At 39.2% G+C, this 21,989-nt stretch carries 23 protein-coding genes, 1 pseudogene and 1 riboswitch; of the genes and pseudogenes, 7 read left to right on the top strand and 17 right to left on the bottom strand.

The annotated features are described in order from the left end of the window. The 11 genes and pseudogenes from Sdiek1_RS01720 to aroQ form a co-directional block, all read right to left on the bottom strand. Complete coding sequence (locus Sdiek1_RS01720) at positions 1–1,686, bottom strand: hypothetical protein (protein ID WP_087437616.1); 1,686 nt, start codon at positions 1,684–1,686, stop codon at positions 1–3. A 2-nt stretch (positions 1,687–1,688) separates the two neighbouring features. After that, the gene (locus Sdiek1_RS14905) at positions 1,689–2,360 is read right to left on the bottom strand and encodes an LOG family protein (RefSeq protein ID WP_439951339.1); all 672 of its coding nucleotides are present in this window, start codon (positions 2,358–2,360) and stop codon (positions 1,689–1,691) included. Positions 2,361–2,438: 78 nt separating this feature from the next. After that, positions 2,439–3,298, bottom strand: a pseudogene (gene fliY, locus Sdiek1_RS14900) (flagellar motor switch protein FliY); the annotation flags it as partial. Between the two features lie 3 nt (positions 3,299–3,301). Beyond that, entirely contained in the window at positions 3,302–4,363 is a 1,062-nt protein-coding gene (gene fliM / locus Sdiek1_RS01705) for a flagellar motor switch protein FliM (protein ID WP_087437613.1), read from the bottom strand. Continuing rightward, complete coding sequence (locus Sdiek1_RS01700; protein ID WP_087437612.1) at positions 4,356–5,069, bottom strand: RNA polymerase sigma factor FliA; 714 nt, start codon at positions 5,067–5,069, stop codon at positions 4,356–4,358. Before Sdiek1_RS01700 ends, fliM begins: the two co-directional genes overlap by 8 nt. Beyond that, a complete protein-coding gene (locus Sdiek1_RS01695; RefSeq protein WP_087437611.1) occupies positions 5,041–5,409 on the bottom strand; it encodes a hypothetical protein in 369 nt (122 codons plus the stop codon). Before Sdiek1_RS01695 ends, Sdiek1_RS01700 begins: the two co-directional genes overlap by 29 nt. Before the next feature lie 22 nt (positions 5,410–5,431). Continuing rightward, the gene (locus Sdiek1_RS01690; protein WP_087437610.1) at positions 5,432–6,304 is read right to left on the bottom strand and encodes a MinD/ParA family protein; all 873 of its coding nucleotides are present in this window, start codon (positions 6,302–6,304) and stop codon (positions 5,432–5,434) included. Then, a complete protein-coding gene (gene flhF, locus Sdiek1_RS01685) occupies positions 6,285–7,571 on the bottom strand; it encodes a flagellar biosynthesis GTPase FlhF (RefSeq protein WP_087437609.1) in 1,287 nt (428 codons plus the stop codon). Before flhF ends, Sdiek1_RS01690 begins: the two co-directional genes overlap by 20 nt. Beyond that, complete coding sequence (gene folK, locus Sdiek1_RS01680) at positions 7,568–8,035, bottom strand: 2-amino-4-hydroxy-6-hydroxymethyldihydropteridine diphosphokinase (RefSeq protein WP_087437608.1); 468 nt, start codon at positions 8,033–8,035, stop codon at positions 7,568–7,570. The genes flhF and folK overlap by 4 nt, the downstream gene beginning before the upstream one ends. After that, positions 8,032–9,060 (bottom strand): M24 family metallopeptidase, encoded by a 1,029-nt coding sequence (locus tag Sdiek1_RS01675; protein WP_087437607.1) that lies wholly within the window; start codon positions 9,058–9,060, stop codon positions 8,032–8,034. The genes folK and Sdiek1_RS01675 overlap by 4 nt, the downstream gene beginning before the upstream one ends. Before the next feature lie 2 nt (positions 9,061–9,062). Further along, positions 9,063–9,548, bottom strand: coding sequence for a type II 3-dehydroquinate dehydratase (aroQ, locus tag Sdiek1_RS01670; RefSeq protein ID WP_087437606.1), 486 nt, complete (start codon positions 9,546–9,548; stop codon positions 9,063–9,065). 250 nt (positions 9,549–9,798) lie between these two features. Between aroQ and mqnF the strand changes: the two genes are divergently transcribed. Genes mqnF through Sdiek1_RS01650 form a run of 4 tightly spaced genes read left to right on the top strand, consistent with a single transcriptional unit; the run spans position 9,799 to position 13,267 of the window. Next, complete coding sequence (mqnF, locus tag Sdiek1_RS01665) at positions 9,799–11,028, top strand: aminofutalosine deaminase family hydrolase (RefSeq protein ID WP_087437605.1); 1,230 nt, start codon at positions 9,799–9,801, stop codon at positions 11,026–11,028. Next, complete coding sequence (sppA, locus tag Sdiek1_RS01660) at positions 11,022–11,882, top strand: signal peptide peptidase SppA (RefSeq protein ID WP_087437604.1); 861 nt, start codon at positions 11,022–11,024, stop codon at positions 11,880–11,882. Before mqnF ends, sppA begins: the two co-directional genes overlap by 7 nt. Further along, positions 11,882–12,733, top strand: a complete 852-nt coding sequence (locus Sdiek1_RS01655; RefSeq protein ID WP_087437603.1) for a YitT family protein — start codon at positions 11,882–11,884, stop codon at positions 12,731–12,733. The genes sppA and Sdiek1_RS01655 overlap by 1 nt, the downstream gene beginning before the upstream one ends. 57 nt (positions 12,734–12,790) lie before the next feature. Next, positions 12,791–13,267, top strand: a complete 477-nt coding sequence (locus Sdiek1_RS01650) for a glutathione peroxidase (protein WP_087437602.1) — start codon at positions 12,791–12,793, stop codon at positions 13,265–13,267. Here the strand turns inward: Sdiek1_RS01650 and Sdiek1_RS01645 are convergent. Next, positions 13,262–14,290, bottom strand: coding sequence for a YeiH family protein (locus Sdiek1_RS01645; protein ID WP_087437601.1), 1,029 nt, complete (start codon positions 14,288–14,290; stop codon positions 13,262–13,264). The genes Sdiek1_RS01650 and Sdiek1_RS01645 overlap by 6 nt on opposite strands. A 102-nt stretch (positions 14,291–14,392) precedes the next feature. On the opposite strand from Sdiek1_RS01645, the gene Sdiek1_RS01640 reads away from it, so the two are divergent. Beyond that, positions 14,393–15,292, top strand: coding sequence for a LysR substrate-binding domain-containing protein (locus Sdiek1_RS01640; RefSeq protein WP_087437600.1), 900 nt, complete (start codon positions 14,393–14,395; stop codon positions 15,290–15,292). 10 nt (positions 15,293–15,302) lie between these two features. On the opposite strand, the gene ribB is transcribed toward Sdiek1_RS01640, so the two are convergent. From ribB to Sdiek1_RS01625, 3 genes are all read right to left on the bottom strand, one after another. After that, positions 15,303–15,938 (bottom strand): 3,4-dihydroxy-2-butanone-4-phosphate synthase, encoded by a 636-nt coding sequence (gene ribB, locus Sdiek1_RS01635; RefSeq protein ID WP_087437599.1) that lies wholly within the window; start codon positions 15,936–15,938, stop codon positions 15,303–15,305. A 92-nt stretch (positions 15,939–16,030) separates the two neighbouring features. Then, a riboswitch (FMN riboswitch) is annotated at positions 16,031–16,183 on the bottom strand. 38 nt (positions 16,184–16,221) lie between these two features. Next, a complete protein-coding gene (locus tag Sdiek1_RS01630; RefSeq protein WP_087437598.1) occupies positions 16,222–17,118 on the bottom strand; it encodes an AraC family transcriptional regulator in 897 nt (298 codons plus the stop codon). A 35-nt stretch (positions 17,119–17,153) separates the two neighbouring features. Continuing rightward, positions 17,154–17,906: an SDR family NAD(P)-dependent oxidoreductase gene (locus tag Sdiek1_RS01625; protein ID WP_087437597.1), complete on the bottom strand. Its 753-nt coding sequence runs from the start codon at positions 17,904–17,906 to the stop codon at positions 17,154–17,156. 134 nt (positions 17,907–18,040) lie between these two features. Here Sdiek1_RS01625 and Sdiek1_RS01620 point away from each other — a divergent pair, with 134 nt between their 5' ends. After that, positions 18,041–19,033: an adenosine deaminase gene (locus tag Sdiek1_RS01620; protein WP_087437596.1), complete on the top strand. Its 993-nt coding sequence runs from the start codon at positions 18,041–18,043 to the stop codon at positions 19,031–19,033. 4 nt (positions 19,034–19,037) lie between these two features. Here Sdiek1_RS01620 and Sdiek1_RS01615 read toward each other — a convergent pair whose 3' ends face one another. Next, a complete protein-coding gene (locus tag Sdiek1_RS01615; RefSeq protein ID WP_161491967.1) occupies positions 19,038–21,326 on the bottom strand; it encodes a diguanylate cyclase domain-containing protein in 2,289 nt (762 codons plus the stop codon). A gap of 317 nt (positions 21,327–21,643) precedes the next feature. Here Sdiek1_RS01615 and Sdiek1_RS01610 point away from each other — a divergent pair, with 317 nt between their 5' ends. Continuing rightward, positions 21,644–21,832, top strand: coding sequence for a CCE_0567 family metalloprotein (locus Sdiek1_RS01610; protein ID WP_087437594.1), 189 nt, complete (start codon positions 21,644–21,646; stop codon positions 21,830–21,832). Here the strand turns inward: Sdiek1_RS01610 and Sdiek1_RS14805 are convergent. Next, positions 21,829–21,984 carry a hypothetical protein gene (locus Sdiek1_RS14805; RefSeq protein WP_161491966.1) on the bottom strand — a complete coding sequence of 52 codons (156 nt, stop codon included), beginning with the start codon at positions 21,982–21,984 and terminating at the stop codon, positions 21,829–21,831. The genes Sdiek1_RS01610 and Sdiek1_RS14805 overlap by 4 nt on opposite strands. Positions 21,985–21,989: the final 5 nt, after the last annotated feature.

Here is a 21,989-nt window from a genome sequence, read left to right as displayed (position 1 = left end):
TTACGGAGCTGTCATTATACGCTTTTTCTTCCTAGCTTCTGCTTTACTTTTTTTCACATAAAGCGGATTTTTTTCAAAAACATATATAGTGTATTGATTCATTGTAAATTGATCAATGGGATCAGGCATATTCAGGTTTTTAAGGCTTACATTGAAATCAGCAATATCTTCATGCTTAAGCATAAAGAAGACCTTACCATCGGTTGAATCTTTCTGATACCATCGATCACTGGATAACCATTTGACAAGGGAAATACCTTTCTCGTCAACCTCAATCGGACGAATATCCACGTCGCCATCACTAAAGGCCGTATAAAGATGTGAATCCCAATACTCCGCATAGCCAAAATGCAACCCTCTGCTCTTGAGCTCTTCCACCAAGGCAATCCGTTCATCAACAATTCCACGCCACTCTTTAGGAGAAACATAGTTCCACGATAATCCCAATGCCATTGCTAAACAGACGGATAAAATAACTTTGGCAAACAGAGAGAAAAAGCGCCACATAATAACGTTACAAACCAAAATCATCATAATAAAAGGGGAGATATAGCGAATATTGTTACGTGCTGCCCATGCATTTTCATGCAATGCTGTTGTCGAATAAAGGATATAAATAATTGCAAACCCTACATAGGAAAAAAGAACAAAAAAGCGCTCTGTTGCGCTCATCTGATAAAAAGATTTTTTTACATGTAACGCTGGAATAATTAATACACATGGGTAAAGTGCAAATTTTAAAAGTGAAATGGCACCTCCAATAGACGATGCTCGAACACCTTCATTCCATTCAGCTCCTATGAAGTTGAGCAACCCTAAAAAAGCATGTGCTGCGTGCACGGGGAGAATTTCAAGTGAAACAAGCCCTGCATTATTAGCACCACCCGCTAAATGCAAACTCTCCAAAAGATTGTAATGTGCCATTCCCGCAAGTCCCATTACCAAACATGCAAAAGCAAAAATAACCATTTTTTTGACCGATAAGAGGCGATACACTGCATGTTGGAATGTTTTAATACTATCTCTAGCAAAGTAAATACTTAAAGCAAGTGCTCCAAAAAAAGGCACAACATAATAAACAAAAAAACGTATAGGATTCGCAAGTACCAGTAAATAAAGCAACATCATAAAAAAGATAAAAGCCTTAACTTGCGTGCTCTTGCTAATGACATGTGGGCTAAGCTTGCGAAAAATAAACATAAATCCGATCATAAAAAGAAAGTACCATGTATAGGCAGCTTCACCAAAAAGTTCTCGTAAATACATTGGTGAATAAGCAATACAAACAACCACGCCACCCATAATAGCAGAAGCGCGTGAAAGCATTAAAGAACGCAAGAAGAGATAAATAAAGACAATCATAAACACACTGACTTCAAAAACTGTAAAGGCGTGCGCAAAATAACCATTTTTACCCGCGAGTACCCATGGAATGACGAGCAATTGTTTATAAAAAACCCAAAGATCATTGTTGACATACCACCAATGGCTTGGAAAGAAACTCCCTGCAAGGACCATTTCTTCGGCTAAAATATTGGCAATGGCAGCATCAGAATTAAAAAAAGCACGATACGTTTTAAAGATATAAAAACTAATTTCATACAGTACAAAACTCAATAATAAAAGAGCCCCTAAAAGAGGTAAATGTTTTTTTAGAAGATGTTGGAAATATAATTTTTTTGTCATTTTTACTCTTGATTTGATAAAAATTCTACAGCTTTTTGATAGTAATGACTATGCTCTAAACCTTCATTTTTAAGCTCATTAATATAAAGCACCAAACGCTCATCTATTTTTGTAACAATCTCATCCAAATCATCGGTAAGAATAATGAGTTCAACATCTTCAGGGCGAATGGTATGATGTTCCACCATAGTTGTTTTAATAAAATCAAGTAGCTTTTCCCAGTAATCTTTGCCGTACAAAAAAATACTAATTTTAGTAATTTTCCCTGTTTGGGTTAAGGTTAACGCTTCCAAAAATTCGTCAAGTGTTCCAAAGCCACCTGGAAAGATAATATAGGCAAGAGAGTATTTAACCAACATTACTTTACGTACAAAAAAATAATCAAAATTAAGATGCTTCGTTGTGTATTGATTGCCCGATTGTTCATGGGGAAGATTAATATTCAATCCTATAGATTGGCATTTTTCAGAATCAAAGCCCCCTTTATTGGCTGCTTCCATAATTCCTTTTGAACCACCTGTAATAATGGAATAGCCTTTCTTTCCTAACTTATACGCAAGCGTATGTGCGTCTTGATAATAACGATTATTGGCATGAAATCTAGCACTACCAAAAAAAGTAACAGAAGGTCCTAAATCTTGAAGTTCATCAAATCCTTTGACAAAATCTGACATAATCCGAAGAACACTCCACTCATTACTACGTTCCGTATCTTTAATATGTTTTTGTTGCTGCATGATCTCTACTATCGCAATTTTTTCAAGTCGTTCGCGTTTGGTACCAATTTCACCTATTTGCACGCCAAAGTTACCATCTACAATCACTACTTCACCCATGGCAATCACTTTATCGCCGACTAAAATTTCCAAAGGATCATTGGCTAATTGATCAAGTTCAATCACAGAGCCTATATCCATACTCAAGACATCTTTCAAAAGCATTTTTTTTAGAGCCGATACGTACACGAATCGGAAGCCTGACATCTTTAATAAGTTCAATATTGCTAAGCTCCTCAGGGCTCATGTTTGTGACAACTTTTTTTAGGTTCTTCAAATATAAACTCTTGTGGCGCCGCAGATGAAGCAGATGGAGCGGAAACCTCTTCACCAATAAGAGGAGTCAGTTCATGCGTAATAGCAAATGCAATGGTATCATGTGAATTGTGAACGGCTAAATTATAGATAAATAACTTCTCAAAGCCCTTAAAATCAATTGTACTGTTCGGATCTATATACTCAACATTTTCAATTTCAAACTCAAGCTTAGGCATATTTTTTTGGCTACCAAGTGAGCGTGAAAAAGAGCTAAGAATGTTAGAAATAATCTCTTTGGTTGCATCAAGATCTTCAGCATCCATATCCTCTTTTTCATTACCTTCACCGCCTAGCATCATGTCACCAATGGCAGTTGCAATAGATGTCGCCATCGTAACACGCATCTTACCATGCAGTTCACCACCCACAGTAATATCGAGTTTGGCGAGTGGAGGGCTGAGTGTGAGTTTGCTCTCACCACTCTCTTCTGCGTTAAGTTCAACGGTAGGTGCAATACCCGTTAACCCCTCTATTGTCGAGACTACCTCTTGTTGTAATAATTGTACAAATGTATTCACACCTTACCCCTGTTGCGTTGTATCAAAGGATGAAATTTTTGATTTTCGAATATGCTCTAATTCTTCCAAAGCACTCTTAACCTCATCTTTATCTGTTTTAACCAAACTCTCTATTTTAATCGATTTACGAAAACGATGCAAGCCAATTTCCGCTAAAAAGAGCTCTTTTTTATCAATCATGACAATAGCTTTATCATCAGCAGGGCGGTCCAGTCTGACAATGTCACCTTTTTTAAGCTCCAAAAGTTCACCCACACTCAGTTCTGCTTGCCCAATAATCGCTTCATTAAAAACTTCGGCACGAGAAATAAGCGTATTAAGCTCTTTATTACGGCTTTTTTTAGCGCTGGTTTCACCCAACATAATATCACGATTTGCTAAACGAGAGAGAATTGGTTCCAAATAAATAACAGGATAACACAGGTTAATCATTCCACTAGAGTTTCCTATGATAATCTCCATGACCACCATAATGACGATTTCATTTTGTGAAACGATCTGCACAACGTTTGGACTGGATTCTTTTGTCTCAACCGTTGGATACATATCTGTAATTGGAGCCCACCCTTCTTTAAGGCGTTGCATAATAATACGTAAAATGGCATCCAGTAGATTTAATTCAATGTCTGTAAGTTCACGCGTCGATTCATACGACTCACCAAGACCCCCTAAGAGTCTATCGATCATCGGGAAAGCAATGGACGGGTTGATTTCTATAATGCAATTACCATCAAGTGGCTTAATTGAAAAAACGTTGAAGCTTGTTGGACTGGGTAAGGACATCAAAAATTCACCATAGGTCATTTGATCGACAGAATGTAGCTGAATTTCAACAATACTTCGCATAATAGAAGAGATTTGTGAAGCAAGATTTCGCGCCATTTTATCGTGAATGCCTTTAACGGCACGTAACTGCTCTTTTGAAACACGATTAGGACGTTTAAAATCGTAAAGGATAACTTGTCGGGTATCGCTACTTTCGTTTTCTGTCGAGAGAGTGTCGCCATCCTCTTCAACAACTTCTAAAAGTGCGTCAATCTCTTCTTGACTTAGTATATCAGCCATGGTTAATTCCCAATTGTTCTTTGATCTTAGCTAAAAGCTTTTTATGAATTTGAGAAATTCTCGACTCACTAATATCCAAAACCTCACTGATCTCTTTGAGGTTAAGCTCTTCGAAATAATAGAGCTGAATAATCATCTGCTCACGTTCGCCAAATGTTAAAAGAATACTCTGAATCATCTCCATGAGTTCATCTTTTTCGACCCTTTGTGCAGTATCTTCACCTGATAAAATCGTAATTTGCTCATTTAAAGACATCACTGAGACGATCATTGAGCTATTGCGTGCTTCAGAAATTTTTTCGATGTCTTCATTCAAAACTTTTGCTAAGTAAGCATCATCAGGTTCATTCCCGTGCTCACTCAAGTAAGCAGTAATCTCGTTATCAACCATTTTTATCAAACGCCTATTGGCTCTGCTCATTGTATCCAAGGAGCGCAAAAAATCAAGCATTGAGCCATAAACACGTTTTTTACCATATCCCCAAAAAGAGTCATTTTGATCTTTATCGTAACGCCTAGAGAGTTTTATCATCTCTTCCGTTCCAATAGAGATAAGATCGTTGACATCTACAGAAGCAGGAAGTCTCTCACGAAGGCGATAGGCCATAGCACGCACTGCTGGGAGATATTGCAAAACGAGTTCGTCTTGCTCTTTTTTAAGATTTTGACTGTAAGGATTAGGCTGCTTTTTTACTGTAGGATTCATTACTCTCCATTGAGCCTTTCATGATCTTATCGTAATGCTGATTCATATTATCAATGCTCGCTAAAAGACTATCCATAACCTTCTCTCTATTTTCCAGCTCTTGAATAAAGTAATCGCCAATACTTTCATGATCTTTTTTATTAAAAATAAAGGTACTTAAACGATCAAAATCAAAGAAATTCATAACAGCCACATGGATAATAAGATAGAAAACTAACGTTATTTCTAATGTATAAAAGAGTATCTCTTCTGGTTCTGAAAAATTTAGCACCGAAAATATCAACCCAATAAAAAATCCACATATAGTGAAGAAGTAGATGAAATTTTCTGATTTGACCATACAATACCTTTACAAAATGTATCTAAAATTGCTCAATAATACGCTTAAAAAAGCTTCCGAAGCTCTTATTTGTATCCGTTTTAAGCACTTTTCGTTCCAATTTATAAACTAAATTGTTAACGATACGTTTCATATCAAGGGCAGCCAATGAATTGGGTGCATCATTGGTAAAAAGTGTGCGCTGTTTAATGCTCTTGGAGATGAGTTTATCCTCAGGCAGTTTACCTATAAGATTAAGTTTTAAACCATTACCAATATTGGCCATGGCTACTTTATTGATCTTGTCGAAAATGAGTTGCGCCTCTTTCTCGCTTTTGGTCATGTTCAAAATCACATGAATATTGGACTGCGTTTTGCTGGTAATCTTAATGGTTGCATACGCATCGGTAATAGCAGCAGGATCAGGAACAGTGACCACAATAACCTCATCGGCTGCTTCTAAGAAAAGTTGTATATGTCCACCAATTCCAGCTCCCGTGTCAATAATCATAAAGTCAAGATCATCCAACACTTTGGTCTCTTCCAAAAAGCGTTCAAATAAAAATTGCTCGGAATATTTTAAGATCTCGTCGCCACTTTCACCAGGAATCAGTAAAAGATTTTTTTTAATAGGGACAATGACATCCGCCAATGTACACTCACCTTTAAGTACATGTAAAATATTTTTATCAATACGAACATTAAGAATAACATCCAAATTAGCAAGCCCAATGTCGGCATCAAAAAGCCCTACTTTATAACCATTATTTGCTAAGATATTTGCCATATTGGCACTAACAGTACTTTTACCTACACCACCTTTACCACTGGTAATGGCAATAAATTTTGTATGGCTATGTTCGTTAGCAGAAGCTGCGCCGACTAGTTCTTGGAGTTTATTCGCCTGCGTTTCCATGTTCACCTCTTTTTTTCTCAAAGCCATCTAAAATACACTCAACCAAAAAGTCACTGGACGCTGGGACAATGTCATCAGGTACCTCTTGACCAATGGAAAAGTAACTTACAGGTTTATCAATATCGTAAATCAAAGAAAATATCGTTCCAAAAACCTTTGTTTCATCAAATTTTGTAAAAATAAGGGTATCAATATCTAAAAAAGAGAAGTTTTTGTAGATCTCTTTAAGATCCTCAAGCTTACTACCTGCGGAGAGCACTAAGTTAACATCAATCTGTAATTGGGAGCTTTGCAGAAACTTATTAAGCTTCACCAGTTTATCTTTATCGTACTGTGAACTTCCTACGGTATCAATCAAAATCACATCACAATGGCTGAGCGATGAAAGTGCGTTGTTAAAGTCACTCGGATCAACTACATCTTCGATGGGCAAACGCATCATCTTAGCATATTGAAAGAGTTGCTCAACTGCTCCAATTCTATACGTATCAAGGGTGATAATGCCCACTTTGGAACGCTTTTCCTGAATATATGAGTAACGTGCCGCAAGTTTGGCAATCGTCGTTGTTTTGCCCACACCAGTGGGCCCCACAAACATCATCACGCGCTTATTCCCTTTAGGAAGTTCAGCTTCCATCCGTACTGGAATAAGTTTACGAAGCAACACTTGAAAATAGCGTTTAATCGTCTCTGAACTATTTTTCATTCGCACTGGCATATGTTCAAGTGTGAGGTTCATAATATTTTCTAAGTGATCTTCGCCCATACCACTGGTTTTTGCGAGTTTATAGATCTCTGAAAATTCTGAAGGAATCGCTAAATGATTGCGATGCGGTGCGCGTTCTTCCCAAAACATCTCTTGGATCAGTTTAATTTTATCGGCAAGTTTATTGATTTCACATTTAATTTCGCCAATACCTTCACTGTTTTGAGCTCGCTCTGCTTCTCTTGAAGCGTTCGAGCCAGTCATATCTCCTGTAGCTTGTGCAATTTGAGAAATTTGTTTTGCCGCTTCAGAGAGGCTAAAGAGGACATCTTCGCCACTTTTATATTTGTTCTCAACTTTTGGTTCTGGTTTTCTGGGGGCAGGAGTTGGTTGATCGTCTTCAATGGCAACAACCACTTCATAGAGTGCGGAAGTGCTAATCGTCTTTTTGCGAATCTGTTTGGTGCTTATCACAAGCGCATTTTCACCGCAGTCTTGTTGAGCCTGTTTAAGTGCTTCTGCTGGTGTTTCACCACTAAACGTATGAAATTTCACCTCTATCCTTTAAAACTTTTTAGCGTAAAGAGTGGAACGATAACCGATGCACGCTCCGACCATTTAGGGTGGGGAACGATTAAGTTAGGTTGATGGATCGTTTGATTATCGAAAAATATTATATCCAAATCCAGCGTTCTTGGTCCATTTTTAAAGAGTCTGATGCGTCCATAAATATGCTCTACATGTAAAAGCACTTTAAGCAATGCTTTTGCACTTAGAGATGTTTGCAATACAATAACCGCATTGTAAAAATCAGGCTGATCAAGGTAGCCAAACGGTGGATTTTGAAGCACCATGGAACTCTCTTGAATAAAAAAACGTGGGTCATTTAAAAACAGGCGATACAGTTTCACAAAACGTTTTTTGACATCGCCTTGATTGCCACCTAGTCCAATCACTGCGCGGTGTAAAAAAGAGGGTCTGGCTTTTTTACATGTAGGGAAAAATCGAATGCGTTCTAACTTCACCCCATAACCTCAGCACCGTTATCTCGCGCGATAATCGTATCTTCAATTCTCACGCCAAATTGCTCTGGTAAGTAAATACCTGGCTCTATGGTAAAAACCATATTTTCTTCAATAATCGTTTCAGAACGCGCACTAATCACAGGCAATTCGTGAATATCCAGACCGACGCCATGCCCAGTGGAATGAATGAAATACGCTCCAAATCCTGCTTTGTCAATGACATCGCGTGCCGCTTTGTCGATCTCTTTAGCTTTGACGCCAATTTTCACGGCTTTAAGGGCAGCTTCTTGAGCACACAACACTGTATCATAAACTTTCTGTTTCAAGGTCTCGTTAAAATGCTGCTCTTTTTCAAAGTTAAATCCTTCATCAAAAAAGCTCGTTCGCGTACGATCCGAACAGTAACGCTGATACTTCACCCCCGCATCCAAAAGAACGAGTTCGCCACGTTGAAGCGTTTTACATGTAGGCAGTGCGTGCGGTTTAGCAGCATTCGCTCCAAGCGCAATAATCGGCTCAAAACTAAGCCCCAATTCACCGTGGCGTTTTAAAATCGCTTCGGCTTCAAAGAAGGCACGTTTTTCATCCATACCTTCACCGTGATGGTTTAAAAATTCTCCAAAACGTGTAAACGCCTCTTGCCCAAAACGTGCTGCACTTTTTAAAATATCAAGCTCGCGCTCGCTTTTAATAATGCGTTTTTGTTGCGAAAAATTGGGCTTTTTTTGAAACGTAATATTCAGTTTTTCATTCAAACGTGCAAACACTTCCACATTCCATTCAGCAGGATTGTAGCAGAGTGTTTTAATGCCACTTTTACGAATCAACAAACGCGCTGTTTTTAAAAGATCGCGTCTGTCGCCTTCCAAAACGGTTGCAGTGTAAATGATTTCAGAAGCTTCGGTTGTGTAGCGCGCATCGGTAATAAAAAATGCTTCGCTTCCAAGTTTCAAAAAAACCGCATGATCGCATGAAAAACCGCACTCGAAGTAGAGCGCGTTTTCATCTTGGAGAATGTAGTTCATTCTTATGCTTTTGCGACTTGTTGTTGTGCTGCTTGTGCTTTACGAAGAGCGTCAAGTTCACCAAGCATTTGCATCATTGAGATCATCGCAAGGTGGTAACCAAAAGGACCAAAACCACTGATTTGTCCTGTACAAACAGCTGCGGTCATACTTTTTTGACGGAACTCTTCACGTCGGTAAATGTTGCTAATATGCACTTCAATCGCTGGCAAAGAGACCGCGCTAATGGCATCACGAATCGCAATAGAGGTATGGGTATACGCTGCTGGGTTGATGATAATACCATCGGCATCGCCAAGGCACTCTTGGATACGGTCAACGATTTCACCCTCTAAGTTTGATTGAAAAAATTCGATTTCAAAACCATTTTGTTTGGCGACTGTCTCCATTTGAGAGTGAATCTCTTCGAGTTTCATACCACCGTAAATAGTTTGCTCTCTGTGACTGAGCATATTGAGATTTGGACCTTGAACCACGACAATTTTCATGAGTTACCTTTTGTTTAAAATTTACTCTTATTATATCAGTGGTTAGTTTAGGATACAATTACGCCACAATTTATCTTTTTTTAGACTCAATAAAAGAAGTTTTTTTTAAGAGATACTTTGAACAAAAAGCGCTATAGGTACGTGGCATTCTGCCAAGAAAAACCTAGTGCTACTGTTGTTTTTGAAGCTTCGCTTTAAAAATATATACAAAGTTCTGCAAGAACGCCATAAGTAAATTAAAGGAAAAAAAGTGACTCTCATAACTGCCGATTTTGTACTAACATGCAACGAGTCGTTTGAGATCATTGAAGAGGGTGCTGTTTTGTTTGACACACACATCCTCGAAGTGGGAACAAGTGTGGAACTTAAAGCCAAACACCCCACAGTAACCGTGATCGAAACACCTCAAAATAGTGTGATTTTACCTGGTCTCATCAACAGCCATGTGCATTTAGAATTTAGTGCTAACCAAAGTATGCTTCGCTATGGCGATTTTATTGCATGGCTTCGCTCTGTCATCAAACACCGTGAAGAGCTCAGTGCACTTGCAACAACAGAACTCATTACATGTAAACTCCAAGAGATGCTCAAAAGTGGCACTACAACTTTAGGTGCCATCAGCAGTTTTGGAGCCGACTTGGAAGCGTGTGTTGAGGCACCTCAACGTGTCGTTTATTTCAATGAGGTTTTAGGTTCAGTCCCCAGTGCGGTGGATGCTATGTATGGAGATTTCAGAGGACGACTTGAAGCCTCACAAGAGTTTACATGTAAACGTTTTATACCTGCCGTTTCAGTGCATTCGCCCTATTCAACACACCCGATTTTGGCTAAAAAAGCGCTTCAAATTGCTCGTGAAGAGGGATGTGTGGTCTCGACGCATTTTATGGAAAGCCCTGCGGAGCGTGCATGGATTGATACAGGGAGTGGCGATTTTCAAAGCTTCTTTAGTGCGTTTAATCCACACGCCAAACCGATGTGTGAAGCGGTCGAATACCTAGAGCTCTTTTCGCAAAATCCAACGCTTTTCACCCACGCCGTACAAGCAACAAAACACGAGTTAGATACGATTGCCGAACAACAAGCAACTCTAACCCATTGCCCTGTTTCCAACCGACTTTTAGGTGTAGGAAAACTTGATCTTGAAGCAGTGCAAAAAGAGAACATTAACCTCACCCTAGGAACCGATGGTCTTAGCTCCAACATTTCACTCAGCCTCTGGGATGAGATGCGAAGTGCTCTGATGTTACACCCCAAATTAGAGCTTTCAAGCCTTGCACAAACGCTTTTACAAAGCGTTACATGTAACGCTGCCAAAGCGTTGCAACTACCATGTGGCGTCCTTGAAAAAGAGCGCTATAGCGACTTTATCGTGGTAACCTTACCCCAAGCGTGCGAGAAAGAAGATGTGGCTTTACAACTCATCTTACACACACACCAAACCCATTTAACTTTTATTGACGGAGAAACACAACCATGCTAGAACTGATTAAAAAACCTTTTATCTGGATCGGCGCTATTTTGAGCTACATCCAAAACCACTTTAAAGCAATGCTTTTTATACTGCTTTTAGTGTTCATTTATGGTTCTCAAGAAGAGCTTAAAAACCCAAACCTTGCAATTGTTAAAATCGAAGGTGAAATCTTAAATGTCCAAGATATTTTAGAAGAGATTGACAAAGCAGACAAAGATGACAAAATCAAAGGGGTGCTTTTACAAGTAGACTCTCCTGGTGGTGCATTAGCCCCTTCCATCGAGCTTTCAATGGCGGTAAAACGTTTGAGCGAACACAAACCTGTGGTTGCCTATGCTGCTGGCAGTATGACCAGTGGAAGTTATTATGCTTCGATTTGGTCCAATTACATCATCGCTAATCCTGGCGCATTTATTGGCTCTATTGGGGTACTTTTCCAAGCGCCCAATGTGGCGGAGTTGGCTAAAAAACTGGGGATTTCGGAGCAAATCATTACCGCAGGCGATTACAAGCAGATGGGAACGTTCACCCGTGAATGGACCCCCAAAGAGCGCGGTGCGCTTAAAGAGCTGATTGATGATGCGTACACACTTTTTATCACCGATGTCGCCACCGCACGCGGACTCAATCTGGCTAAACCCAATGAATTTGCCAATGCACAAGTTTTTATCGCCAGTAAAGCCCTTGGGATTCACCTTATTGATGAAGTAGGCTCCATTCAAACCGCTAAAACCAAAGTTGAAGAGCTTTCCAATGTAAGCCATGCTGTTTGGGAAAAACCAGATGCTGTGGATAAATGGATGAAAAAACTGGAAAGTAGTAGCAAGTTGCCCATTTTTAATTTGATGGGGTATTTGAAATAATGAAATTGCCTTCGCGCTCCTTAGCGCTGTTTCAATACACCTATGTCCTTTTGGGCACAATGTCGATGGCTTTTGCCGTTGTCTGTTTTTTATCACCGAACAATATGGTCACCGGTGGAGGCATTGGTATCGCACTGATACTCCACTATATCATTACCTCGCTCACACTAGGAACACTCATCATGCTTGTGAGTGTTCCCTTCATCATTTTAGGGTTTATCTATTTTGGGAAACAATACACCTTTAAAACCTTGCTTGCGATGTTTGCAACCTCTTTTTTCACCGATCTTTTTCGAGAATTCCTGCACCTCAAACCACTCACCGATGATATTCTCTTAGCCGCTATTTTTGGTGGTATTTTCATAGGTCTAGGTGTTGGTTTAGTCATCAAAGGACGCTCTTCGACAGGAAGTACCTCTGTGGTGGGTGAAATCGTGGCAATGAAAAGTAAATTTAAAGCTTCCGAAGTGCTTTTAAGCATCGATGTTACTATCATGTTTGCATATATCTTCGTTTATGGTGACCTCAAAAAAGCACTCTATAGTATGATTGGCGTGTATGTGACAGCCAAAGTCATTGACGTTATTCTGACTGGTCGTCCATCGAAAAAAGTGGTGAAGATTGTCTCCAACAACGTAGAAGCCTTAACCGAACAGATCAGAGAGCGCATAGAAGAGCATGGTACAATTTTTACAGGCATTGGATTGCATCATCAAAAGCAAACAAAGACGATGATTTTAGTGACCGTTGAAATGTCAAAAATTCAACTTTTAAAAGACATTATCCGCGAGTACGACCCCGAAGCATTTTTGATCATCTCCGAAGCTTCTGAATTTTTGGGACGAGACTAGCGCATAACTTTGCTATAATTTTCTACCTTTCATGTTTTGTAAAAACAAGGAGTTTTCATGAGTATTTATGATTTTGAAGTCAAAACGATTAGCGGCGAAACGATCTCAATGAGTACGTTTAAAAATAAAGTTTTACTCATTGTCAATGTTGCGAGTAAATGCGGTTTTACAAGTCAATATGAAGGGCTAGAAATTTTATACGAAAAGTACAAAGATAAGGGATTTGTCATCTTAGGTTTTCCGTGCAATCAATTTATGAACCAAGAACCTTTGAATGAAGATGAGATCAAGAGTTTTTGTTCGTTGACCTATGGCGTAACCTTCCCTCTGTTTGCCAAAATCGATGTCAATGGTGAACATACCCATCCGCTCTACGCCTACCTAAAAGAGGCGCAAAAGGGGCTTTTGGGTATTGAAGCGATCAAATGGAATTTCACCAAATTTTTAGTCGATAAAAGTGGGATTGTTGTCAACCGTTTTGCGCCCGCCACCAAACCAGAATCGCTAGAGCTTGATATTCTTCTTTACCTATAAACTCAAAGAGAATTTGACAATAAAGAAGCCGCCCACCATCAGCCATGCAAATAAAATAGTCGCTAAATAGATAGGCTTCATCCCCACATTTTTAAATTTATCCACACTCGTTTCCATTCCTAGCGCTGTCATCGCCATAGTCAACAGAAACGTATCCGCCGCATTAATGTCAACAACCAGACTTTGTGGTAAAAAGTTAAAAGAGTTAAATCCTGCAACAACGATAAAAAAGACGGCAAACCAAGGAATGGTAATCTTGCTTTTTTGTTTTTGAGCAACGTGTTGTGTTGTGCGTACCAACCAAAACCCTAAAATGACTAAAAAAGGGGCAAGAAGCATGACACGTATCATTTTCACGATGACTGCAGTTTTTGCAGCTTCAACACCCACAGCATTACCAGCAGCCACCGCGTGCGCTACTTCATGACTCGTGCCACCAATGTAAATGCCCATCGCCTCAGGAGAGAGCGGAATGACACCCAATTTGTATAAAAATGGATACAAAAACATGGCAATACTTCCAAATACCACAACCGTAGAGACCGCAATAGCACTTTTATAAGGCTCCGCGTTAATGACCGGTTCGGTCGCTAAAACAGCCGCCGCACCACAAATGGAACTGCCCGCGCTGGTAAGAATCGTTGTCTCTTTGTCGAGCTTTAACACTTTTGTTCCAATAAAATAGCCGATGATAAAGGTCGAAGCAACGATCACAACACTGGTAAATATGCCTGCCGTTCCCACCGCTTCAATGTTTTGAAACGTAATGCGAAAGCCATAAAGGACAATTCCCGTTCGCAAAATGGTTTTGGTTGAAAAGAGAATGCCTGGAACCCACTCTTTGGGGAGTCTGTTGCGCAAGGTATTGGCGTAGATCATACCCAGTACAATACCCACAATCAAAGGACTAATACCAAGATGTTTCAAAACAGCAAAATCAGCCATATACGTTGCACTCATCGAAAAGAGCGCTACAAATAAAATACCACTTAAGGTGTTATTTCGATTTTCTTTTTGAAACATAGGTATCCTTGAAAGTTTTGTGTCATTATAAAATCATTTTTTTGATAAGTAAAATAAATTATATTTGATATAATCATAAATATATTATATTAAAGAGGGGCTATGACATTTCAAGAGTTGAGATTTTTTTATTCTCTCTGTGAAGATTCACATATCTCAAACTTGGCACAAAAACTGGGTATCAGCCAGTCTGCTATTTCTCTTGCCATCAAGTCGTTAGAAGCGCAAATAGGAGAACAACTCTTTGATCGCATCGGAAAAAAATTGGTGCTGAATGAAATCGGCAGGCTTTTTAAAGAGAAAACCTATTCGCATTTTAGAGCGTTGAATGATGCTGAAGATTTTTTTAAGAACAGTAAAATATCGGGAATTTTAAAGATCGCTTCGAGTAAAACGATTGGGGATTTTATCACTCCACAAATTGTTTTTGATTTTTTGGCACAGCATGAAGAGGTAACGATTCAAAAAGACATTCAAAACTCTTCTCAGATTATCCAAATGGTAAAAGATTCGACCATTGACATAGGATTTATCGAATCCTCGTGCGAGGATGCAGACATTCTCAAAGAAGCTATTGGCGATGACCAACTTATTGTTGTCTCTGGGGATTCTTGTCTTGGGGATGGAGTATTTTTTATTGATGAGTTATTTCATAAAAAGTGGATTTTAAGAGAAAAAGGCTCTGGGACGAGGGAAGTTTTTTTAGATGCTTTGGGTGAAATTGCCAAAGATTTGACAATCGTAATGGAGTTCTCCGAATTTGAAGAGGCAAAAACCATTTTGCTCAATAATCCACAAACCATCACCTGTCTTTCCAAAGTTGCCGTTACCAATGAACTAAAACGTGGAGAACTCTTTGAAGTGAGCTTGGTTAACTTAAAAATTGATCGATCGTTTTACCTCATTTACCATAAAAGCAAATACCAAAGCAGACTTTTTAGTGAGTTTAAACAGTTTGTTCATGCCCAAATGAGTGCCCGTTATAAGCTCAAAAGCCTATAACGGGCACATCTTAAAGCGTATGCTTTTTTCGATAATCAATAATCTCATCAATGCTAACAATCGGAAACCCCTGTTTAGAAGCAAAGTCATAAATCGCATCGCCTACACTCATCGTACCATCAGGATTGGTCAGCTCACACAAAACTGCATACGGTGAAAGTCCTGAAAGACGCATCAAATCCACAGAAGCTTCGGTGTGACCATCACGCTCTAACACACCGCCCTCTTTAGCACGAAGGGGAAAAACATGCCCTGGTGAGACGATCTTCGTTTTACCCTCTGAATGAATCGCCGCTTGTATGGTTGTGAGGCGATCGCGTGCGCTAACACCCGTGGTCACACCCTCTTTGGCTTCAATCGAAATGGTAAAACCCGTTTGAAATTTTGACTTATTGTGCGAGACCATCATGGGAAGTTCAAGTTCATCGACTTTTTGCGGTGGTAAACAAAGGCAAACAATGCCACTGCATTCACGAATCAACAGTGCCGTTTGTTCTGTGGTGAGGGAGCCTGCATGGAAGATAATATCCGCCTCGTTTTCACGACCCGGATTGTCCATAACGATCACGCCGTTTTGGTTTTGAAGCGAAGCAATGGCTTGCTTAACAGAAGAGTGAAGGGACGAGTCCCTACAAATTTGATTCATGGTCTACTCCTAGAAGGTGAGTAAACTTACCAGAATCAGGGCATCTTTAAATATAGACACACGATTTTGTCATCAACAATGGCAATAATGCACTACATTCTCTCTCATCCGGACTTTAACCGTTGGTTTTGGAATCACACCAAATCTGCTTGACCTTTTACTTTTACATGTAAAAGCGCTCGCGGACTCTCTTATCATGTAAGATTACCGCCAGTAGGGAGTTACACCCTGCCCTGAGAAATAAGTTTCGTCAAAAGTATAACTCCACTCTTCTTAAAAAATGTCACACACTTTTTATCTCTCGTTTAAACTGCATCAAGTCTTTTTGAGGCGAAAGACCAAAAAATCGCGTATACTCTCTGCTAAACTGAGAAGGACTTTCGTAACCCACATTATATGCAACTTCCCCTACTTCATTCATCTTGGTCACTAATAGTTCACGGGCTTTTTGCAAACGTAACTGTTTTTGGTATTGAAGAGGGCTCATCGCTGTCACGTATTTAAAATGTTTGTGAAAAGCCGAGACGCTCATCCCGACTTTTTGCGACAAAAGTCCAACGTGCAGAGGCTCTGAAATATCCGAAGTTATCAGCTCAATCGATTGAGCAATACGGTTTGCATTTGAGCCATGCAACGCAAACTGTCGCAAAACAACACCATACTCTCCTTGCAATAGTCGGTAAAGAATCTCTTTGATAATAAGTGGTGCTAGAATAGAACTATCCTCTGCTTTTTGAAAGAGTTTTGCCAATCTGAGTATTGCGTCAATCAACTCTTCGCTCACGCGATGCACGCTCATCGCCAAAGGCGTTTGGATTGTTCCTTTTTTCACAGAATCCATTTGCGACGCAAGATCAAAAATATATTCAGGTGTAAAACAAAGTTGCATCGACAAAAATGGCTTTTCCAACGATGCCTCGATGATTTGCCCTGATATTGGCAAATTCATCGAAGAGACTAAATACGAAGAGGCATCATAACAATAAGTATTGGATCCTAACATCACCCTCTTTGCACCTTGAGCAATGATGAAAAGAGAAGGCTCATACACGGTATGCAACGCTTCAGTAACACTTGAGGCTTTAAAAACCTTGATGTTAGCGATACCTGTCTCATTAAGCCCATCTTTGCGAGCTTCTTCTTGAAGTAAGACGGCGAGCTCATATAGCTTTTCTTCCACACCATACCCTTTGACTCTTTTTGAGTGTTATTGTACTACAAACGCATTCCGCCAGAAACTTCGATACGTTCGCCATTGATCCAATGAGCATCATCAGAAACAAGTAATGAAACGGCTGCACCGATATCATCGGCAAGCCCTACTCGTCCGAGCGCTGTTTGGGACGCAATAAACGCATTAGCATTTTCGTTGTCTCTCACCACACCCCCACCAAAATCTGTTGCGATTGCACCGGGAGCTAAAACATTCACGGAGATGTTGCGTTTTCCTAATTCAAGGGCTAAATACCGTGTCAAAACTTCAATGCCACCTTTCATCATGGCATACGCTGCAAACCCTGGTAAACTAAAGCGAGCCAATCCTGATGAGATATTGAGGATTTTACCCCCATCGTTGAGGATTGGTAACAAGGTTTGAATAAAAAAGAAAGTTCCTTTGAGATGAATGTTCATCAAAGTATCAAATTGCTCTTCCGTTGTCTCTATAAAAGGAGTGTTAATCCCAATACCTGCGTTGTTAATGAGAATATCAAAACGATTGGTGTTCCACTGTGAAGCAAGGAGCGCTTTAAACGTTTCTAAAAACAGAGGAAATGTTTTTGTTTGAGCAATATCTAGCTGTAACAAAGCTGCTTTTTGACCTAGCTTTTGTATCGCATCTACTACATTTTGCGCTTCTGTTTTTGAATTTTGATAGGTAATAATGACATCATGTCCTTTTTGCGCCAAATGTAATGCCATACTTTTGCCTAAACCTCTACTGCCGCCTGTGATAAGTGCTATTTTCATGGTAACTCCTAAGAAGATATTTTATAGCTTAATTCTAGCAAAAGCTCTACAATAACGTTAGCATAGAACGCTTTGAAATTTGCCTATTTCTATTCAATATGCTAATTTTGCTATAATTTTCAAAAAGAGAATTCATGAAAGAGCTTATCCAAAAACTTCCCAAAGCTGAATTGCATCTTCACATTGAAGGCACACTCGAGCCTGAACTTATGTTTACACTCGCTCAAAAAAACAATATTGCACTGCCTTATCAAAACATTGAAGAGATCAAAAGTGCCTACAACTTCACCTCGTTGCAATCTTTTTTAGATATCTACTATGCGGGCGCTAATGTGCTGATCAACGAGTCTGATTTTTTTGATCTAACATGGGCATACCTTCTTACATGTAAAGCTCAAAACGTTGTCCATGTAGAGATCTTTTTCGATCCTCAAACACATACTAAGCGGGGAATTGCATTTAAAACCGTTGTGGATGGCATTACAAAAGCACTTACAAAAGCTGAAGAGGAACTGGGTATTAGCTCTTTTCTGATTATGAGTTTTTTGCGCCATCTTAGCGAAGCAGATGCATTTGAAACGTTGGAACAATCTCTGCCCTTTAAAGATAAAATTATTGGTGTTGGACTAGATTCCAGTGAAGTGGGGCATCCGCCATCCAAATTTGAACGTGTTTTTGAGGCAAGTGCCAAAAAAGGCTATAAAATCGTGGCACATGCGGGTGAAGAAGCAGATAGCTCCTATATTTGGGAAGCGATTAACCTTTTACATGTAAACCGAATCGACCATGGCATTCGCTGCGAGGAGGATGTAAAATTGGTGGATTTTCTCATTGAGAAACAAATTCCTTTGACGATTTGTCCGCTCTCCAATGTCAAACTAAAAGCCGTGAAACGGATGCAAGAGCATAATATTGTGAAGCTTTTGCGCCAAGGTGTTTTAGTAACCATCAATTCTGATGATCCTGCTTATTTTGGTGGATATATCAATGAAAACTATGAAGCAGTAGTGAAAAGTTTACATGTAAACAAGGAGGAGATTAAAACCTTAGCCAAAAACAGTTTCAAAGCCTCCTTTTTAAGTGAAGTTAAGAAGCAATTTTTTATAGAGACTATCTCCACTTATTAACTATTTAAAAGGGAGCTTCATAAAAAGAAATTTTATTTTTCCCAGCCTCTTTAGCTTTGTACATCGCAGCATCCGCTTGTTTTAAAAGGTCGTCAGGTGTTTTCTCAGCACTCTTAAATACCAATACCCCGATACTTGCCGTACATTTATGTTCGACCAATTTCTCTTGACTCTTGTCATGGGATACATTCAGCACGTAAAGAGCAGACAAGCTCTGAAGAATTTTTTCGGCAATGCGATGAGCTTGTTCAACGGACACCTGATTGTCTTCATGAAGTGTATTTAAAATCACCACAAATTCATCTCCTCCAAAGCGTGCTACTGTATCCATTTCTCGGACACACTTTTGAAGCCTCTGTGCAACTTGGCACAGTAATAAATCCCCAATGCTATGACCATAGGTATCATTGAGCGATTTAAAATTATCTAAATCAAGAAAGAACAGTGCACTGTACTTTTGAATCCGTTTCATTTCAGCTAACATATAACTTAGTCGCTCACTTAACAGTATGCGATTGGGTAACTTTGTAAGAGAATCATAAAATGCTAATTGTTGCACACGATCTTGCATTGCTTTTCGCTCTGTAATTTCCCTCGTAATACCGTGAAAGCCAATAATCTCACCACTTGCATTATATTCTGGCTTTGAAATAATTTCACCCCAAATCAATTTACCATCTTTGCATCTGTGTTGTATTTCATAGGTGACAAACTCTTCCGTACGCATTCCTTTTTGTTGCGCTTCGAACCTCTGCTTTATTTTTTCAGAAATAATTTTAATACTCTCAGGTGCAAACATTTCAAAAACGTGATGACCGATCACTTCATCAGCTCTATAGCCTCTAAATTTCTCATCCGCTGGACTTATATAGGTAATTTTTAAGTCACGATCTACTTTCCAAATCACATCGGTTACTTCCTCAGTCAAGCGTCTATAAAGTTCTTCGCTCTCTTTTAGTTTGATGGCTGATATACTCTTTTCAATTGCAATACTCGCAAGATTAGCCGATTGCTCTATGATGGCAATATCTGTTGTGATAGGAGTTTGTGGGCATGTGTGATAAATAGCAAATGTTCCTAAAATATCCCCACTTGATGAAAGAATTGGTTCTGACCAGCACGATTGAAGCCCCGCACGAAGAGCTATCTCTTTATACGGTTGCCAATAAACATGTGTATCGATGTTTTCAGCTATAACGCGCTTTTTCAAATACGCGGCACTCCCACATGAACCAACACCTAAACCTATAGAAACACCCTGAATGGCTTCATTATAAAATGTAGGCAAGCGTGGCGCAATCACCTGTGAAAAAAACTTACCCTCAGAATCAAGTAAAAGGATACTGCAAAGCATTTTTGGATTTTGCTCTTCCACATTTTGAACAATGGACTCAAGAATTTTAGATAGTGGGAGCATTTTTGCAATCATTTCTAAAACAGTATTGCGGTGATGTTCCCGCATTTCCGCTGCTTGGCGGTGTTTTATTTCGCAATGCAATCTATAATACCAATAACCGAACAATATGAACAAACAAGCAAGTCCTACACTGTACTTTAGAAGTGTTTTAGCTTGAATACCTTGTTCTATCCGCATACCAATCCAACGATTAAAGATTGCGTCGGATTCTTCAGCTGAAATAGAAGCCATGGCCTTTGTCATAATGGTAGCAAGCATAGGATTATTTTTTGAAAAGGCAAAACGGTGTTGGCTTGAAAATTCTGTTTGTCCTGATATACGTAGCTTCGCAAGCCCATTATTTTTAATCGCATAGTTAATAGCACTCATGTCACCGACATAAGCATCTGCTTTCCTCTCCATCACAGAGGTTAAAGCTTCTAAAATAGTATTGGCTAATACTATTTTTATGTTGGGATATTTTGTTTTGAGTAACTCTTGCGTAAAGTAACCTTTTTCAACAGCAACACTTCTACCCGATAAATGCTCCAAATTGCCTATAAATTTACCTTCACCATTGTCAACAATCATTGTCTGTGTGTCACGATAAGGTTCAGAAAAAAGAAAATATTGTAAACGCTCAGGTGTTTGAACAATGCTAGTTAAAACATCTATTTCCCCTTTTTTAGCCAGTTCCACAACCTCGCTCCACGATTTTCCTTTAGCAATTTTAAAATGAATCCCTAGTTTTTTCTCCAAAAGATGCAAGTAATCCACTGCCATACCAACATAATCTCCATTTTTATTGACCCACTCATAGGGAGCATATTCAGAGTCCATTCCAACATTAAGCGTTGGATGTGCTAAAAGCCATGCTTTTTCATCATTGGTAAGCAATGAAGCCATTGTTGGAGAAAGAGAAGTAGTTTCTGAAAAAAGCAATACAGGGGTAATTAAAAAAATAAAAAGGTAAAGAAGATAAAACTTGATAGCTTTTTGAGTCTTAATAAAAGGCTCCTTATTAAAAATAAATATACCTATTTTTCGTTCATTTTGCCTTAATTGTACTTAGCAAATAATTCAATAAACCTGAATTTTAATACGTTATCTTTGATAATCTTAACTCTTGTTAAATTTTACTTCAATAGATACTTGCTCCACAAGGAATACTCCTTGCAACTGTAACAAAAATATCACACAAGGAGAGAGAACTTATGGATGAAAAAGAGCTCAAAAAAGAGTTAGCAAGATTGAAACGTTTAGCAGTTGAAATTGCAGGTGAAATTCACGATATTGTTGAAGATACTCTCTGGGTTAAATACAACGAGCTTCCTGTTCTTTCAGATAAAATCGTCAAGGCGATTCATGAAGCAGAAGCATTCAAAGAGCAACATCATCTTTAATGGGCTATAACCCAATTGACAATTTGAGTCACCACCTCTTGCTCAACACCATTAAAACCATGATGTCCAAAGGCATTACAAGGATCACCTTTGGTTTGTCCGCCTTCGATGGCAATCAGCTCTTTTGCGGAAGAAGCACTGAGTTTATTCATTAAAG

The sequence above is a fragment of the Sulfurospirillum diekertiae genome, assembly GCF_002162315.1.
Taxonomy (GTDB): domain Bacteria; phylum Campylobacterota; class Campylobacteria; order Campylobacterales; family Sulfurospirillaceae; genus Sulfurospirillum.
Note: the sequence above shows the minus strand (reverse complement) of the source record. Positions and strands in the feature narration are given on the sequence as shown.